The sequence below is a fragment of the Rhizobium sp. FKY42 genome (genome assembly GCF_005222835.1).
In the GTDB taxonomy this organism is placed as follows: Bacteria; Pseudomonadota; Alphaproteobacteria; order Rhizobiales; family Rhizobiaceae; genus Neorhizobium.
In genome coordinates this window covers 518,443-534,507 of record NZ_STGA01000029.1, presented here as the reverse complement: position 1 = coordinate 534,507, position 16,065 = coordinate 518,443, and the positions used below count along the sequence as shown (strand labels likewise).

Below are 16,065 nucleotides of genomic sequence, written 5' to 3'. Positions count from 1 at the left end.
GGATCAACTGGCCTTCTGGAAGCCTGCCAGTGCCATTGTGCTGAAATTCTCGAAGGGTAGGGGACGCGAGAAGGCGTAACCCTGCAACAGGTCGCAGCCCATGTCCCGAAGCATCTTGGCGTGCTGCATGGTCTCCACGCCTTCAGCCACTGTCTCAACCCCAAGCGATTTGGCGATGTCAATGATCGCGCGTACGAGCGTCAGCTCCTGACGGGACTCCAGGATCGGCATCACGAGTTGGCGGTCGATCTTCAAGCGCTTGGGCCTGAGTTTCAGCAAGCTGACGATCGAGGTATGCCCCGTCCCGAAGTCGTCGATCTCGATGTCGATCCCAAGCGCCTTGATGCGCTCCAGATTGGCGGTCACGCAGTCCTCGCTTTCATCGAGGAAGATCGATTCAATCAGTTCGAAAGAGATACGTCCGGGCGTGATCTGGAGTGTTTTCAGCGTTTCGATGAGGCCTTCGTCCTTGAGACGCTTGGAAGACACGTTGACCGATACCTTCGGCACGTCGATCCCGACGGCCGCCCACCGCATCTGATCCTTGAGAACGGTTTCGAGAACGATCTGGTCGAGTGTCGCAGTCACGTTCAGGTCTTCGGCAATGCCCAGGAATGCATCCGGCGCCAGAATGCCGCGATGCGGATGACGCCACCGCACGAGGGCTTCCACGCCGGTAAGCTTCATGCTGTTTGCACAGAATTGCGGCTGGTACCAGGTCACGAACTGCTGTTCCTCAATGGCTGTCAGAAGCTCATCGGCTGTTCTCTTCTGGGTAATGATCTCCGACTGCAGGTTCTGCGTGAAGAATTCGAAGCGGTTACGGCCAAGATTTTTCGCCCGGTAGAGCGCAATATCCGCATTGACCAGCATCTTGCGCCCATCGATACGGGTTCCGCTGGCCTGCGCGATGCCGATGGAAACGCCGCATCGGCAAGAAAAGCCGTCATAATCGAGCGGTTGGCGAATTTCTGTAATAATTTGGCTGGAGAGCTCGGCCACGACATCCGGGTCGCTGGTTCCCTGCACCAGGATAACGAATTCATCCCCGCCAATACGTGCAACGATATCATCGGCGCGAACACTGCGGGTCAATATCTTGGCGGCATAAACCAGCATGGCGTCCCCGGCCGCGTGCCCCAGAGTATCGTTGATCTGCTTGAAGCGGTCGAGATCGAGATGGAGGATTGAGATATGGGTTCGCTCGCTGTGGCTCTTCTGCGTCAGCGCATCCAGTTCCATGTCCAGCTTGCGGCGATTGGCCAGCCCGGTCAGCGGATCATGCAGCGCATTGTGCTCGATGCGGTGCTTCGCCAGTTCCAGTTCCACATTCTTGGCCTCGGCCTCGCGCTTGGCGGCCTGCAGTTGTTGCGTCATCAGCATGTCGCCGGTCACGTCAAAGGCGATGCCGACCAGCTTGGTGGAACCGTCACGCATGACATGCGTCTTGCCGATGGAGCGCACATAGCGGCTTGTTCCATCGGGTTGCGGCACGCGCACCGTTAGCGGCGCTGCAGAAAGATCATTGGGCAACATGCCGATCAGCGGACGAGCCATGAACCGGTCATCGGGATGGATCATGTCGATCCAGGTTTCGTGGCTGATGACGCGTCCTGTGTAGGGAATGCCGTAAAGCTGGCACATGCGCTCGTCCCACAATTCGCCACCGCCGCTCGGAACGGATTCCCATATGCCGCAATTGTAGGAGGCAAGCGCCAGGTTGAGACGCGTTGAAAGCTCTTCCAGTTCCTGTTCACGATTGGAAAGCTCGTCAAGCGCCAGTTCCAGTTCGGCATTCTTGATGTCGCTGTCGGCCTTGGCTTCGAGCAGCGTCTTGTTGACCATCATGTCGGAGGTGACATCCCAGACGATGCCCGTCGTGTGGGTCGTCAGGTCGCTCTTGCGGTAGCTTGCGCCCGCCGATCGCAGATAGCGGATCTCGCCCTGTGCGGTACGGATGCGGTAGATATTCGTACAGGGCTCCGAAGAGCAGATCGTCGTGAAGAAATGGGCTTCTGCCGCGGCAAGATCGTCCGGCACGATCAGATCCAGCCATTCCTCAAGCCTGTTGGCCTCCATATCGGGGTTCTTTCCGTGCAAGATGGCTGCCCGCTCGTCCCAGATAAGATGATTATCCGCCTTAACCTCCCAGATGCCGATATTGGAGGTTTCCATGGCGAGGTTGAAACGCTGCGACAACTCCAGGAGATTGGCCTCACGTGCCTTCAGCATCTGGATATTGCGGTTGCGCTCGCCGATCAGGAAGGCTGCGACGATGATCGGAATGATGACCGCCAAGCCTGTCAGCGTCAGGAAGATGCGAAAAGGAACCAGATCTTCGGGAGCAGCGTCCCAGCCCGACTGTGGGATCGCGCGGATGTGCCAATGGCCCGTTCCGAACAGGTCCACTTGGCCCGACAGAGCAAGGATATCTCCGGCATGCGGTTTCCCCGTGATCGGCGACGTACCATTCAGACCGCGATGCTCGATGGAAACATGAAGGGAGTGGGTGCTTTCGGCGTGCTGCAGGGAAACGCTGGAGGATGGGGCATCAAGGCCCACGTCCGACAGAAATGCATTGCGGTCGATCAGGAGAATCAGTGATCCCCACGATTGCTCGTCTGCACCCGGCACGGGAACCGCAAGGTTGAGGACGCCCTGTTCCGGATCAGGCAGGAGTATTGGCTCCTGCGTCGGGGAAAGCTCGCCCAATTGTCGAGCCAGAATTTTCAGGTGCAGGTTCTGTTGGTCCGAGTGCGGCTGACTGCTCGACAGATCGATGGTGCCGTCGCGGGTCAGGATATGACTGAGCCTGTTGTCCGGCGCAACCGCAATTGCGCGAATGTGACCGTTCATCTGCAGAGCGGATCGCGCCTCGTCATTCAGTTGTACAGGGGAAAAACGAGATTTATACCGCAAGACATTCGCCAGGTTATCGGCAATCATCAGATCTCTGCGCAAATGTCCGTCGATTTTCTGCAGGAGGTCGGCGAGAGAATGTTCAGCCGACTCGCGCAATTCGGCCTGATGCCGCGATGTGCGCTCAAGATCGATGACGAGTCCGAGCGCTATGATCCCGATGACCATGACAAAAGCCATGGCAAGCGGCGTACGCCGCGTCAGAAATTGAGGGCTCTCCCGCTTGAAAATAGTGAGTGAAGAGAGAAACCGCACCAGCCATGTCATCCTGTTCTACAACCATTGGGATCAAAACTAAGGGGCGCGAGTTAATTTTCTGCTTTAGATGAACAGCATTAACTGCCCTGTGATTTCTTGTTTTCCACTGTGGTAAATCGTCAGAACATCATCGCCTCGAAGCAAGTTTGACGGATGCTGCGGTATAAAGCATCATATCGCCACCTGGAGCACCGGATCGCGTTTTGTGATCTGTGGAAGAAGCCGGAAATCGTCATCATCGGGGTCGAATTTCGCCACAATCTGGCAGAAAATTATGTGTCGAAACAAGACACTCGATCCGTTAATGAAAGCAATATCTCCATGCGTCTCCTGATTGCGGCTCTCCTCGCCACTGCCAGCATCCTGTCGCCCCTGGCCAGTTCCGCTCAAAGCATGGATGTCGAAGCCACGATCAAGGCCGTTGATACAAAGAAGCTTTCCATCACGCTTGATGACGGCAAAACCTACAAGGTACCGGAAGAATTCAACTTCGACGGGTTGAAGTCAGGTGTGAAGGTCGTCGTCTTTTACACGGTGGTCGGCGGAAACCGGATGATCGACGACTTGCAGGTCAGACAGTAACGGCCTGTTCGCTTCCCGTTTACAGCATAATCCGACCGGAGTGAAACGAGGATCGAGAAAGTTATGCGTGACAAACATACAGATAGAGTGCCGATCTGATTCAATCAGATCGAATTCCGTTCTATTGTGCGTACCACTGCGCCTTGCCCGCATCGCGGTCTATGATCAGCACCTTGTCCTGCGGAATGTCGCATTTCGCGGCTTCCATCTCGTCCCATCCTCCCACGAGTTTCAGGATGGAGCGAACAACGCCGCCATGGGCAACACAGACTGTGGGCTGGGTTACGGTTTGCAGCCAGGCGCCGACGCGCCATGACAGGATCTCATAGCTTTCCGCGTCAGTGCCCGGTGGAATGAAGGACCACTTATGGCGGGAGCGTGCCTTGAGGCGATCCGGCGCCACGGCACGGATGTCGTCCAGCGTATGACCCTCCCAGTCTCCGAAGGAAAGCTCCACCAACCGCTCATCGGTGCGATAGGCCATGGGATCGAGGCCCATTTCAGTTCGCGCCAACTGCATGGTTTCGCGGGTGCGGCCAAGCGGGGAGGACACATAGTCGAAATGCGGCGCCTCTGGGCCCAGAAGGTCGCGCAAGGTGTGCCCGTTCAGGCGGGCCTGAGCCCGCCCTGTGTCATTCAGGCCAATATCCTTTTGGCCTTGCAATCGCCCTTCGGCATTCCAGTCGGTCTGACCATGGCGGATCATGTAGATCAGCAAAGCACGTGCTCCGTCTGTTGCCGGGTAAGACGACTCAATCCTTGACGACCGAGATATCCGGTGCGTCGACAGCCTTCATGCCGATGACATGATAGCCGCTGTCAGCATGGTGAACTTCGCCCGTGACCGAACGCGACAGGTCGGACAGCATGTAGAGGCCGACATCGCCCACTTCCTCGATCGTTACCGTCCGGCGCAGAGGCGCGTTGTACTCGTTCCACTTCAGGATATAGCGGAAATCGCCGATGCCCGAAGCTGCCAGCGTCTTGATCGGACCGGCCGAAATGGCATTGACGCGGATGTTCTTCGGTCCGAGGTCGACCGCCAGATACTTCACGCTCGCCTCGAGAGCCGCCTTGGCAACGCCCATGACGTTGTAGTTCGGCATGACCTTTTCGGCGCCGTAATAGGTGAGCGTCAACATCGAGCCGCCATCTGTCATCAGCTTTTCAGCGCGACGTGCGACCGACGTAAACGAATAGACGGAGATCTGCATCGTCTTGGCAAAGTTTTCCGGCGTCGTATCAACGTAACGACCCGTCAGTTCGTCCTTGTCGGAAAATCCAATTGCGTGGACGATGAAGTCGATCTTGCCCCAGACCTTTTCGATATGATCAAAAACGGCATCGATTGTCGTTTCGTCAGAGACATCACAGTGGCCCGCCAGGATCGCGCCGATTTCGTCGGCCAGCGGCTCGACGCGCTTCTTCAGCGCATCGCCCTGATAGGTTAGTGCGATTTCGCCGCCCTGCGCATGAATGGCCTTTGCGATACCCCAGGCGATGGAACGATTGTTCGCAACACCCATGATAACGCCACGTTTGCCTGCCATGAGGCCGGTTGCCTGAGCCATACGGTATCCCCTAAGCTAATTTCGAGTTTGCCTATGGCATAGGCCGCCCGCGGGTTCAAGCACAAGGCAGATCATCTCCTGTAAGCTTCCGTAACACGGCGTGCATTCAGGCATGCTGAGCAAATATGACTGCAATTTCGAGACCATGACGGGCCTTTGTCGCCGGACGTGCAGTGGATAACGTCATATCTCCGTTACACAAATAATCCGTAGCGCATGTGCCGCATGAGATCGATAACCTTGTCATCGGGCTTCTCCCAGAGAAGCACGCGGAACTCTACCACCAGATCACCGCGGCTGCCGTCTTCCTTCTGTAATCCCAGTCCTTCCAGCCTTGCGGTCTGGTCGGAGCCGGTCCAGGCCGGAATGGATACGGGAACAATGCCGCCTGGGGTCTCGACTTCGGCCTCGCCACCGAGCACGGCGTCTTCGAGCTTTATGGGAAGAACGGTATGGAGATCGAATTCCTCAAGGCGGAAACGATTGTCCTTGCGCACCTGCAGCGTGATCACGAGATCGCCCCGCTGCATGTTCGGCAAACGCAGGCCCTGGCCCTTGAGGCGCAGCACGTGTCCGTCGCTCATGCCGGGCTCCAGCGCAAACCAGACCTCCCGCTCGTCGGACAGGGTTACCTGCGATGGTTTCAGCTCAAGCAGGTCCTCAAGCGACACGCTCGCCGTCACTGTGAGATCGGGCGCTTTTTCCGGCGGCGGTACTTCACCGCGAATACGGCGAACCAGGGTTGAAATGAGTTCGAGGGCCTGAAGCGGAAGAGGGGTCGCAGGCTTGGGCGCTTCCGGCTTTTCCTCCGGTTCGACTTTGTTGGCCTGATCCTGTGAGGGGTCGGCAGCCTTGGCTCCGGAAGAAGCCTGTGACTGTTGCTGCGTATTGGGTTTTGGTCCGGACGATTGCTGGCCCGCCTGCTGATTGGCTGAATTCTGCCCTTTCCGTGCACTGGATTGCTGCTGGGCGCGATAGGAACCGCCGCCGCCCGCCGCGGCTCGCTGGGCGCCGCTGCCAAAAATGCGCTCGACCATGTCTTCAGCCGGTTCTGATGCGGCACCTGCCTGTTGCTGGGCCTGTTGCTGGGCCTGTTGCTGGGCTTGTGCCTGCGCGCGCTGGGCATTGGCGCGGGCAAGTTCCTCCATCACCGCTTCAGCGCGCGCGCGGGCCGCCTTGGCCCGTTCTTCCGCCTGCCTTGCGGCTTCGCGCTGCTGCATGATCGTTTGTTGAGTGTCGAAGCTCTGGTCGAAGCGGCGTCTGCGCTCGGGATCTTTCAACAGATCATAGGCCTGGCCGACTTCTGAAAAGCGCTTCGCTGCCAGCGGGTCGTCCTGGTTATGATCCGGATGCAGCGATTTCGCCTTGGATCGCCATGCTGCCTTGATCTCGTCGGCTCCTGCGTCTCTCTTGACGCCGAGAAGGGAATAAGGGTCACGCATCTTTCGCCACCGGTTCGCTGCAAAGGCTCGCGCCAGGCACGAGCATTCCTCCATCCAACTCGCATTTTGCCGTTCCGGTTCCATTGGGCCAAAACAGCAGTCCGCGATGTTGAGAGCGACGATAGAGGCTGAGTTTCTAAAGATGCTTTTAAGCGAAAAGTGAAAACCGCATTAAGCTTAACCCAATGTAAGCGTCTGGCTATGTTGGCGGATTGTTCAGTTCGTCTGCGGTGCAAACGAGGTCATGGTCCATTCCGTACCGACAAGGCACGCATTGCCGCGCATGCGCGCAATTCCTTCATAGGAATGGCGGGTTGTCAGAAACTGGCGGCAAACCTGACTGTTGAGATTGACCTCGTGAATCTCGGAAACGACACCGGCGCTTCCCGTCGATGTGTTTGCCCAGGGCAGAGGCGAGGAGCCGAGCTTGACCAGATCGGCAGAGGAAACGGCATTCAACACCGTTTTTTCATCCGAGACGGATTCGGTGGTCCGGGTAGGGACGGTGGCCGTAGAAAGGCTTCGATCCACCTTCGGCGTGGATCCGAAAAGATCCATCGCACCGGTAGTGCAACCTGCCAAAGCGCATGCCATAACAACAAGAATTGCAGCCTGGACCGAACGCAACGAAGTGCCGGGGGTGCGGTTGATTGTCTTGTGCGTCACTGCCACCTTGCGTCCAATCACGGAAAGATTCTAGGGCTGCATTCGATCAGATCGGGAGCATTTTAGTCAATATGTCGCAAGAACGGTTAACAAGCGGTGACTTCACCGAGGAGAGCGAGCCCTTTCAGCTTTTTGCCAAGTGGCTGAAGGATGCCGAGGGCTCGGAGATCAATGATCCGAACGCCACTGCACTGGCCACAGTCGATCAGGATGGTCTGCCAAATGTTCGCATGGTCCTCCTGAAGGGTCTGGATGAACGAGGTTTCGTTTTCTACACGAACTTCGAAAGCCAGAAGGGACAGGAAATTCTGGGTCAGAAAAAGGCAGCCATGTGCTTTCACTGGAAATCGCTTCGCCGTCAGGTCCGGGTCCGTGGGCCGGTAACAGTCGTTTCTGATGAAGAAGCGGATGCCTATTATGCCTCGCGCGCACGGGGCAGCCGCATCGGTGCCTGGGCATCCAGGCAGTCACGACCGCTGGAGGGCCGGTTTGCGCTGGAGAAGGCCGTTGCGGAATACACCGCCAAGTTCGCAATAGGCGAGATACCGCGCCCACCCCACTGGTCGGGTTTCCGTATAGAGCCGACCTCTATCGAATTCTGGCATGATCGCCAGTTTCGCCTGCATGATCGCGTGGAATTCCGGCGAGCGGGCGAGGGCTGGGAAAAGGTCCGCCTATATCCCTAGCATGTATCCGCGAAAATCGTCACGCCGCGCGCGAGATCGCGAAGGGAATCCCGGAAGCAAGGGCCGCGACATAACGCGGCTCCTGATAGAAGCCATTGAGCGAAATGCGTGGCAGCCCCGTCAGCCGATCAAGGCTGTCGGGGCCCAGCGTGCCGGGCTGTGTGGTGACTGCGACCGAAAAACCAAGTTCGCGGGCGATACGCTGATCCCGCTCCGAAACGGCGGCTTTCGTGCCATAGGGATAGGCAATGGTGGTGGGCCTCGTGCCGGTCACCTCTTCCAGCCAATCGGCGGAGCGCCGCATTTCGTGTCCTGCAACGTCTGGCGAAAGCCGCATCAGGGCGCGATGGCTGACCGTATGCGCGCCGAGCGAGGCAAGCGGGTGGCGGGCAAGCGCGCGCAACTGCGCCCGGTCCATCGTGAGGGCCTCCGTGATCGCCAAAGGCTCGATCCCATAAGCGCGCGCTGCGTCATCCAGACGCTTGACCGCCTGGGCCTCGCAATCCTTCTGCATGAAGCGTGCGAAGCGGTCAAAGGTATCGAGCTTGCTTTTGGGGCAGGAGAGTCTGACTTCCTCCATGCCTTCACCGAAATCAAAGCGGATCCGGCTTTGCTGGTTGATCAGCGCCGCCACCGTTTCCCACCAGATCGTGTGCGTCCGATCCGCGAAACCTTCGTTGATGAAGATCGTGAACGGTGCGCCATGGCGTTCGAAGACGGGCAGGGCATGGTCGGCATTGTTGCAATAGCCATCATCCATCGTGAAGCAGGCGAATGGCCTTTCGCTGGGGTTTGCAAGGCGTGCCGGAACCTCTGAAAGCGGGATTAGATCGTAGCTTTCTTCCTTCAAACGGCTCAGCGCCTGGTCCAGAAACTCCGGTGTGATCTCCAGATGGGCGTTGGGTTCCACAATGCGTGGTGCACGAGGCCGCACATGATGCAGCGTAAAGATGGCACCATGCCCACGCGCATTGCGCAGGACGCCGAGGTTCGCCAGCACGTATGCCGCTTCCAGGCCGCCGGCAATCATCGCGCGCTTGAGGCTACGGCGCCAAATGGCCTGTAACAATACGCTCATCTGATTGTTGATCCGGTTTCCGCCTTTGACGCGGATACGCTAGCGCGTCAACCGTTAAGCACTTCTAAAAATCACTGTCTGAAACTGAAACGAATTGCATGGTTTCTACCGTAGGATGCTGTCGAGAACTGGCAGGCTGATCACACCCGCCGCACCGATCAATGCCAGGCAGATGCGGAAACAGAAAACGAACTCTTTGCGCTCATCCCGCTATTCGTTCTGATGATCTGACAGTTTCACCCGGTGGGAACTTGTCGAATCGTCGCACTTCCTGCATGTTCCTGAACAAACGGAGAACGGACGTGTTGCAGGATCTAGCCGCCCGCTTTGAGCTCGCCTCTGCCGCCTATGCGGAGGCCAATGGTCTTCATCGGGATGATGATTGGTTCATGCTGAAACTGCATGAGGAGGTTGGAGAGCTAACGCAAGCTTACAACAGGGCGACGGGACGTGGACGGGCAAAAGGGCGAACAGCAGAGGAAATCCGCCAGGATCTGGCGGATGAAACGGCTGACGTACTCGGTCATATTCTTCTTCTTGCGCACCGCAACAGGCTCGATCTGTCCGTTGCCATTGAGCGCAAATGGCGATTTCGCCCGTAGAGTCAGCGTAAAGCGGTCCGTGCCGATTGGCGCGCCGGATGCTGATCGAAAAAGGCGCAGCAGTGTGCAAGGCTTTCCGCCACCTGCGTGCAGATCGCGCGGATATCATCGGTCGGCTGCAGAAGATCAGGCACCATGACGGCCATCATGCCTGCGCTGGCCGCGCTGCGGATGCCATTGAAGGAATCCTCAAGGGCCAGGCAGTCGACAGGATCGACCCCGATGCGCGCAGCAGCCGCCAGATAGGGTTCGGGATGCGGCTTTCCGCGCGGATAATCGCCCTGTGCGATGACATGGTGGAAGCGGTCGAGAATACCCAGCGTCCCCAGGTGATGTTCGACCTGGAAATGCGCCGAAGAGGTGCAGATGGCACGCGGCAGGTCGAGCGCGTCCAACACATCGAGCAATTCGTGAACGCCAGCTTTCAGGCGCAGTTCGGTCTGCGTGAGCAGATCGAAGTGCTCAAGCCAAACCTGACGGAAGCCGTCGACATCGAACTCCGTGCCGTAATGCTCCCGCAGCAGATCGGCAATGCTGACCCAAGGCCGTCCCAGCATACCTTCGTAAATGGCAGGTCCGATGAGCAGATCATGATGTGCCGCAGCTGAGATAACCGACTGGCGGTACAGCACCTCCGTATCGAGCAGCAGACCGTCCATATCAAAGATGACGGCTTTCGGAGGGCGGGGGAGGGAGAGAGCGATCACGTCGACTTCTTTCGACAAGGGTCTTTCGGGATTTCAGGACTGTGAGAGGCGCGTGCCGATGTCTTCGTACAGGCGAAGCAGATAGCCATCCGGATCGGCGACAATAAATTGCCTGTGTCCGATTTCGACGGTATCCCGGCGGTAGCACTTTTCTTCCGGCGGCAGATACAATGGATAATCCGATTTGGCCAGACGCTTTAGAAGCGTCTCAAGTGCATCGACCCGGATCTGCAGGTTCAAGCCCCGACCGAGCGGCAGGAGGAGCGGTGCTCCACTTTCGAAGGTGCGGCCAATGCCGATCTGGTCGATCATCAGTTGCGCGCTTCCGAACGCCAGAAAAGAGAAACCTTCTTCCGGACGTTCATAGAGAACGTCAAAGCCGATGATATCTGTGTAGAAATCACGGCTGACGGACCAGTCGAAAACCGCCAGCTCGGGTACCAGCGCGTTTTCGGTCATCTGTCTCGTCCCTCAGGCCTTGGTGCCGCCAACGGTCACCTGATCCATGCGAAGATGCGGCTGGCCAACGCCGACCGGAACCCACTGTCCCGCCTTGCCGCAATTGCCGATGCCGGTATCGAGCGCCATGTCATTGCCGACCATGGAAACGCGTTTCATGGCGTCCGGCCCATTGCCGATCAGCATCGCGCCCTTGATGGCCGGTCCAACCTTGCCGTTCTCAATGAGATAGGCCTCTGTGCAATCGAAGACAAACTTGCCGGAGGTGATGTCCACCTGCCCACCGCCGAAGGAAACGGCATAAATGCCCTTCTTGACCGAAGCGATGATCTCTTCCGGCGTCTTGTCGCCGCCCAGCATATAGGTGTTCGTCATGCGCGGCATGGGCTGGTAGGCATAGCCCTGGCGGCGACCGTTGCCGGTGGGGTTCATGCCCATCAGCCGGGCATTCTGCCGGTCCTGCATGTAGCCGACGAGTTTGCCGTTCTCGATCAGCACGTTATAGGCCGAAGGCGTACCTTCGTCATCGACGGTAATCGAGCCGCGACGATTGTCTATGGTGCCATCGTCCACGACGGTTACGCCCGGCGCGGCCACCATCTGGCCCAGCAGTCCGGCAAATGCTGAGGTTTTCTTGCGGTTGAAATCGCCTTCCAGACCGTGGCCGACAGCTTCGTGCAGCATCACGCCCGGCCAGCCGGAACTGAGAACAACATCCATGGTGCCAGCCGGCGCGTCGATGGCCTCCAGATTGGTCAGGGCCTGCAGCAAAGCCTCATCGGCACCCTGCTGCCAGTTGCCGTTCAGAAGAAAATCGGTGAGACCGATGCGGCCCCCTTTGCCGGACGATCCGCTTTCCTGGCGATCGCCTTCGCCGACGACCACTGAAATATTGACGCGCGTCATCGGACGGACATCCGTCACCAGATGACCGTCGGCCCGCAGAATGTTGACAACCTGCCAGCTAGCCGCAACCGAGGCGGTAACCTGACGAACTTTGGGATCCTTGTTGCGAAGATAGGCGTCGATCTCGGTCAGAAGCTTCACCTTCTCTTCGAAGGTCGGGGAACCGATCGGGTTTTCGTCACCGTAAAGCTTTTTGTTGGTGCGTTGCGGCGCGGCAGAATAGCTGCCTGCGTAACCGCGCGTTACCGCTTTCACCGCATCCGCAGCGCGCGTCAATGCCGAGGCTGACAGTTCGCCCGCATGGGCATAACCCACTGCCTCGCCCGCCACGGCCCGAAGACCGAAGCCTTGGTCTGTATTAAAGGAACCGCCCTTCAGCCGCCCGTTATCGAAGGTCAGTGCTTCGGCCTGCGCATGCTCGATGAAAAGCTCGCCGTCATCCGCGCCGCTCAGCGCCTCGGAGAGCATGGCGCGCAAACGCGATTCATCGCAATCGAACAGGTTGATCAGATCGGTCGTCATAAAAAGCTCCTTCACCGGTCCAGACGATCGGCCCAGATCTCCGATACCAGAATGTCGATGTAGGTCCGTGCGGCTTGCAACGCAAGGCACGTCGCGCGGCGCCGCCTTACGGGAGCGCGTCGTAGCCTTGGGCAAAGCCGGACAGCTCGATCGGAATGCCGACGCGGTCCTGATCAATGGATTCCCTCAGCGCGAAGACTGCGTTCTTGCCAGCCCGCAGGATCTTCATCAGTTCATCGTCGATTTCCACTTCCACATAGCACCCTTCGGAGAAGCAGCGCGTGAAATAGGCGCGACCGATATTGTTGCCGTCGACGAAGAGATCCATGCCATCCTTCAGGAGAACGCCGAGCGGCGCGAGGATGCGCAGGATGCGGGCCTTGCGGTCTACCGTCTTCAGCACGACGACGGAGAGGCCAACCTCCGGCCGGTCATCTGCGATAACGTTCTGCATCATCGCACATTGTTCGACGGAAGAGCCTGCGGGCTTGTCGCACAGGATCGACCAGGCGCCATGGCTCTCGCGCACGGTGCCAGGTGCTGCGGGTGAGCCGGTCTGGGGAGGGGAGGTTCTCGATGCGGAACCGGCAGACGGGGAAGCTGGTACGGGCTGCGCGGGCGCTGGAGACTGCGACTGCGTGGGACGAGGCTGCTTGTCTCCCGATGACGTCTGGGCCTGGACGGGCTCTGCCACGAGCTGCGCCGCAAGCGCCAAGGGCAACAGTGCGGCCATTGTGGCGGCGCGCAGGGTCGGGAATTTCATGAAAACCTCTCAAACGAATCAGTCGCGCTATTCTTGTCGCCGGGGAGCGGGAATGAAAAGCCCTCTCGTCATTTCAAGCGACTGCGGCGAAAATGGGGAGCGAACGGGAAGCCAGCAATTCCGGGCTCTTTTGTGGTTAAAATTGATTCAGGGCAAAAATGCCGCACGAACAAGCGCCCGCAACCCTCTTTACGGATATTGCGGCAGGCGTGATTCTGTGGTTGAACCGCAGGTCTATAGCTAGGGAATTTGCGTTGTGGTCTGATCTAGATCAAACGCAAGGGGAGAGAAATCGATGAACAGAGCCTATGCAGCCTTGGCTGCGACGATCTGTCTGCTCTTTGCCTCGGGGGCAGGGGCGGATCAACCTGTGCCGTGGCAGCTTGATCTTCAGCAGGCAGCATCGCCGATCATGCACGAAATCCGGTGGTTTTCGCACTACAGCCTCTGGTTCATCGTGCCGATCACCCTGTTCGTGCTGGCGCTTCTCGTCTGGGTCGTGGTGAAGTTCCGCGCCAGCGTCAATCCGGTGCCATCCAAGACGAGCCACAATACCGCGATCGAAGTCGCCTGGACGCTGGGCCCGGTGGTCATTCTCCTGTTCCTAGCGATTCCGTCGTTCAACCTTTTGAACGCGCAGCTTACCATCCCCGAAAATCCGGACGTGACGGTGAAGGCAACGGCAACGCAGTGGCTTTGGTCCTATGAGTATCAGGGCTCGGAAAATCCGGTCGGATTTGACAGCTACATGCTGAAGGAAACCGATCGTGCCGCAACGGGCAAGGTCGATGTGAAGGTCTATCCGCGCCTGCTGGCTGTCGATAATGAGCTGGTTCTGCCGGTCAACAAGACCGTGCGCATGCTGGTGACGGCTGCTCCGACGGACGTTATCCACGCCTTCGCCATGCCGGCCTTCGGTGTCAAGATCGATGCCGTTCCGGGCCGTCTGAACGAAACCTGGTTCCGCGCCGAGAAGGAAGGCCTCTACTACGGTCAGTGCTCCGAGCTTTGCGGCAAGGATCACGCCTATATGCCGATCGCCATCCGCGTCGTTTCTGACGAGCAGTACAAGGCCTGGCTTGCCAAGGCCGGCAGCGATCTGCAGGGCGCCAACAAGGCACTCATGGCTGCAACCGATGCCAAGACCGGCGTGAAGCTGGCCTCCGCGGAAATCAAGTAAGGGAGTGGGGACAATGGCTGGACCTTCCGCACATGATCATCAGCATGCCGCGCACGGCGCGCATGTCCACGATGATCACCATCACGATCACAAGCCGGGCTTCTTTACCCGCTGGTTCTTCTCGACCAACCACAAGGATATCGGCACGCTCTACCTGATCTTCGCGATCATGGCAGGCATCGTCGGCGGCCTGATGTCGGTTGCCATGCGCATGGAGCTGCAGGATCCTGGCATCCAGATCTTCCACGGTCTGGCATCCATGGTCTACGGCTTCCAGGGTGACGCTGCCATTGACGGCGGCAAGCACATGTACAATGTGTTCACCACGGCACACGCGCTCATCATGATCTTCTTCATGGTCATGCCCGCTCTCATCGGCGGCTTTGCCAACTGGATGATCCCGATCATGATCGGCGCGCCGGACATGGCGTTTCCGCGTCTTAACAACATCTCCTTCTGGCTCATCGTCCCGGCCTTCCTGTTGCTCGTCCTGTCCATGTTCGTGGAAGGTCCAGCCGGTGCGTTCGGTGTCGGTGGTGGCTGGACCATGTATCCGCCGCTCGCGACATCCGGGCAACCCGGTCCGGCGGTTGATCTGGCAATCTTCGCGCTCCACGTTTCGGGTGCCTCGTCGATCCTTGGTGCCATCAACTTCATCACCACGATCCTGAACATGCGTGCGCCGGGCATGTCCCTGCACAAGATGCCGCTGTTTGCCTGGTCCGTTCTGGTCACGGCATTCCTGCTGCTTCTCTCCCTGCCAGTTCTGGCCGGCGGCATCACCATGCTTCTGACGGACCGCAATTTCGGCACAACTTTCTTCTCGCCGGAAGGTGGCGGTGACCCGATTCTCTACCAGCACCTGTTCTGGTTCTTCGGTCATCCGGAAGTTTACATTCTCATCCTGCCCGGCTTCGGTATCATCAGCCACATCGTTTCCACCTTCTCGAAGAAGCCGGTCTTCGGTTATCTCGGCATGGCCTATGCCATGGTGGCCATCGGCGCCGTCGGCTTCATCGTCTGGGCGCACCACATGTACACGGTTGGTCTGTCTCTCGATGCACAGCGCTACTTCGTGTTCGCAACCATGGTCATCGCCGTTCCGACGGGCGTGAAGATCTTCTCCTGGATCGCAACGATGTGGGGTGGTTCGCTGACCTTCCGCACACCCATGATCTGGGCGATCGGCTTCATCTTCCTGTTCACGGTCGGTGGTGTCACGGGCGTTCAGCTGGCCAATGCCGGTCTCGACCGTTCGCTGCATGACACCTATTACGTGGTCGCGCACTTCCACTACGTTCTGTCGCTCGGCGCAGTCTTCGCCATCTTCGCTGCCTGGTACTACTGGTTCCCGAAGATGACCGGCTACATGTATTCCGAAGCGATTGGCAACCTGCATTTCTGGATCATGTTCGTGGGCGTGAACCTGGTGTTCTTCCCGCAGCACTTCCTGGGTCTTGCCGGTATGCCGCGCCGCTATATCGACTATCCGGATGCGTTCGCTGGCTGGAACTACGTATCCTCCATCGGCTCCTATATCTCCTTCGTTGCCGTACTTGTGTTCCTCTATGGCATCTGGGAAGCCTTTGCTCGCAAGCGCGTCGCCGGTGACAACCCGTGGGGCGAAGGTGCAACCACGTTGGAATGGCAGTTGTCTTCGCCGCCGCCGTTCCACCAGTGGGAAGAACTGCCGCGCATCAAGTAAGCGCGATGAATAAGAGGCG

The 16,065-nt window shown here is 58.3% G+C and carries 15 protein-coding genes; 5 read left to right on the top strand and 10 right to left on the bottom strand.

Features of this window, described 5'->3' with window-relative positions:
* Positions 1-3: 3 nt before the first annotated feature.
* Positions 4-3,174: an EAL domain-containing protein gene (locus E8M78_RS13430; protein WP_246658317.1), complete on the bottom strand. Its 3,171-nt coding sequence runs from the start codon at positions 3,172-3,174 to the stop codon at positions 4-6.
* 324 nt (positions 3,175-3,498) lie between these two features.
* On the opposite strand from E8M78_RS13430, the gene E8M78_RS13425 reads away from it, so the two are divergent.
* The gene (locus tag E8M78_RS13425; RefSeq protein ID WP_137135922.1) at positions 3,499-3,759 is read left to right on the top strand and encodes a DUF1344 domain-containing protein; all 261 of its coding nucleotides are present in this window, start codon (positions 3,499-3,501) and stop codon (positions 3,757-3,759) included.
* A gap of 121 nt (positions 3,760-3,880) precedes the next feature.
* Here E8M78_RS13425 and E8M78_RS13420 read toward each other — a convergent pair whose 3' ends face one another.
* From E8M78_RS13420 to E8M78_RS13405, 4 genes are all read right to left on the bottom strand, one after another.
* Complete coding sequence (locus tag E8M78_RS13420; RefSeq protein WP_137135503.1) at positions 3,881-4,477, bottom strand: histidine phosphatase family protein; 597 nt, start codon at positions 4,475-4,477, stop codon at positions 3,881-3,883.
* Positions 4,478-4,511: 34 nt separating this feature from the next.
* Positions 4,512-5,330, bottom strand: a complete 819-nt coding sequence (fabI, locus tag E8M78_RS13415; RefSeq protein WP_137135502.1) for an enoyl-ACP reductase FabI — start codon at positions 5,328-5,330, stop codon at positions 4,512-4,514.
* A gap of 194 nt (positions 5,331-5,524) precedes the next feature.
* The gene (locus E8M78_RS13410; protein WP_137135501.1) at positions 5,525-6,772 is read right to left on the bottom strand and encodes a DnaJ C-terminal domain-containing protein; all 1,248 of its coding nucleotides are present in this window, start codon (positions 6,770-6,772) and stop codon (positions 5,525-5,527) included.
* A 216-nt stretch (positions 6,773-6,988) separates the two neighbouring features.
* Positions 6,989-7,459, bottom strand: a complete 471-nt coding sequence (locus E8M78_RS13405; protein WP_246658316.1) for an RT0821/Lpp0805 family surface protein — start codon at positions 7,457-7,459, stop codon at positions 6,989-6,991.
* 50 nt (positions 7,460-7,509) lie between these two features.
* Between E8M78_RS13405 and pdxH the strand changes: the two genes are divergently transcribed.
* Complete coding sequence (gene pdxH / locus E8M78_RS13400; protein WP_137135500.1) at positions 7,510-8,124, top strand: pyridoxamine 5'-phosphate oxidase; 615 nt, start codon at positions 7,510-7,512, stop codon at positions 8,122-8,124.
* Between the two features lie 19 nt (positions 8,125-8,143).
* Here pdxH and E8M78_RS13395 read toward each other — a convergent pair whose 3' ends face one another.
* Complete coding sequence (locus tag E8M78_RS13395) at positions 8,144-9,202, bottom strand: polysaccharide deacetylase family protein (protein WP_137135499.1); 1,059 nt, start codon at positions 9,200-9,202, stop codon at positions 8,144-8,146.
* Between the two features lie 302 nt (positions 9,203-9,504).
* Here E8M78_RS13395 and E8M78_RS13390 point away from each other — a divergent pair, with 302 nt between their 5' ends.
* Positions 9,505-9,804 carry a MazG nucleotide pyrophosphohydrolase domain-containing protein gene (locus tag E8M78_RS13390; protein ID WP_137135498.1) on the top strand — a complete coding sequence of 100 codons (300 nt, stop codon included), beginning with the start codon at positions 9,505-9,507 and terminating at the stop codon, positions 9,802-9,804.
* Between the two features lie 2 nt (positions 9,805-9,806).
* On the opposite strand, the gene E8M78_RS13385 is transcribed toward E8M78_RS13390, so the two are convergent.
* The 4 genes from E8M78_RS13385 to E8M78_RS13370 all read right to left on the bottom strand — a co-directional run bounded on the left by E8M78_RS13385 (position 9,807) and on the right by E8M78_RS13370 (position 13,161).
* Complete coding sequence (locus tag E8M78_RS13385) at positions 9,807-10,529, bottom strand: HAD family phosphatase (RefSeq protein ID WP_246658315.1); 723 nt, start codon at positions 10,527-10,529, stop codon at positions 9,807-9,809.
* A 15-nt stretch (positions 10,530-10,544) separates the two neighbouring features.
* Positions 10,545-10,970, bottom strand: coding sequence for a VOC family protein (locus E8M78_RS13380; RefSeq protein WP_137135497.1), 426 nt, complete (start codon positions 10,968-10,970; stop codon positions 10,545-10,547).
* A gap of 12 nt (positions 10,971-10,982) precedes the next feature.
* Positions 10,983-12,398, bottom strand: a complete 1,416-nt coding sequence (gene tldD / locus E8M78_RS13375) for a metalloprotease TldD (RefSeq protein WP_137135496.1) — start codon at positions 12,396-12,398, stop codon at positions 10,983-10,985.
* A gap of 106 nt (positions 12,399-12,504) precedes the next feature.
* Positions 12,505-13,161: an invasion associated locus B family protein gene (locus E8M78_RS13370; protein ID WP_246658314.1), complete on the bottom strand. Its 657-nt coding sequence runs from the start codon at positions 13,159-13,161 to the stop codon at positions 12,505-12,507.
* A 295-nt stretch (positions 13,162-13,456) separates the two neighbouring features.
* Between E8M78_RS13370 and coxB the strand changes: the two genes are divergently transcribed.
* A complete protein-coding gene (coxB, locus tag E8M78_RS13365) occupies positions 13,457-14,341 on the top strand; it encodes a cytochrome c oxidase subunit II (protein WP_137135495.1) in 885 nt (294 codons plus the stop codon).
* 13 nt (positions 14,342-14,354) lie between these two features.
* A complete protein-coding gene (ctaD, locus tag E8M78_RS13360; protein ID WP_137135494.1) occupies positions 14,355-16,046 on the top strand; it encodes a cytochrome c oxidase subunit I in 1,692 nt (563 codons plus the stop codon).
* Positions 16,047-16,065: the final 19 nt, after the last annotated feature.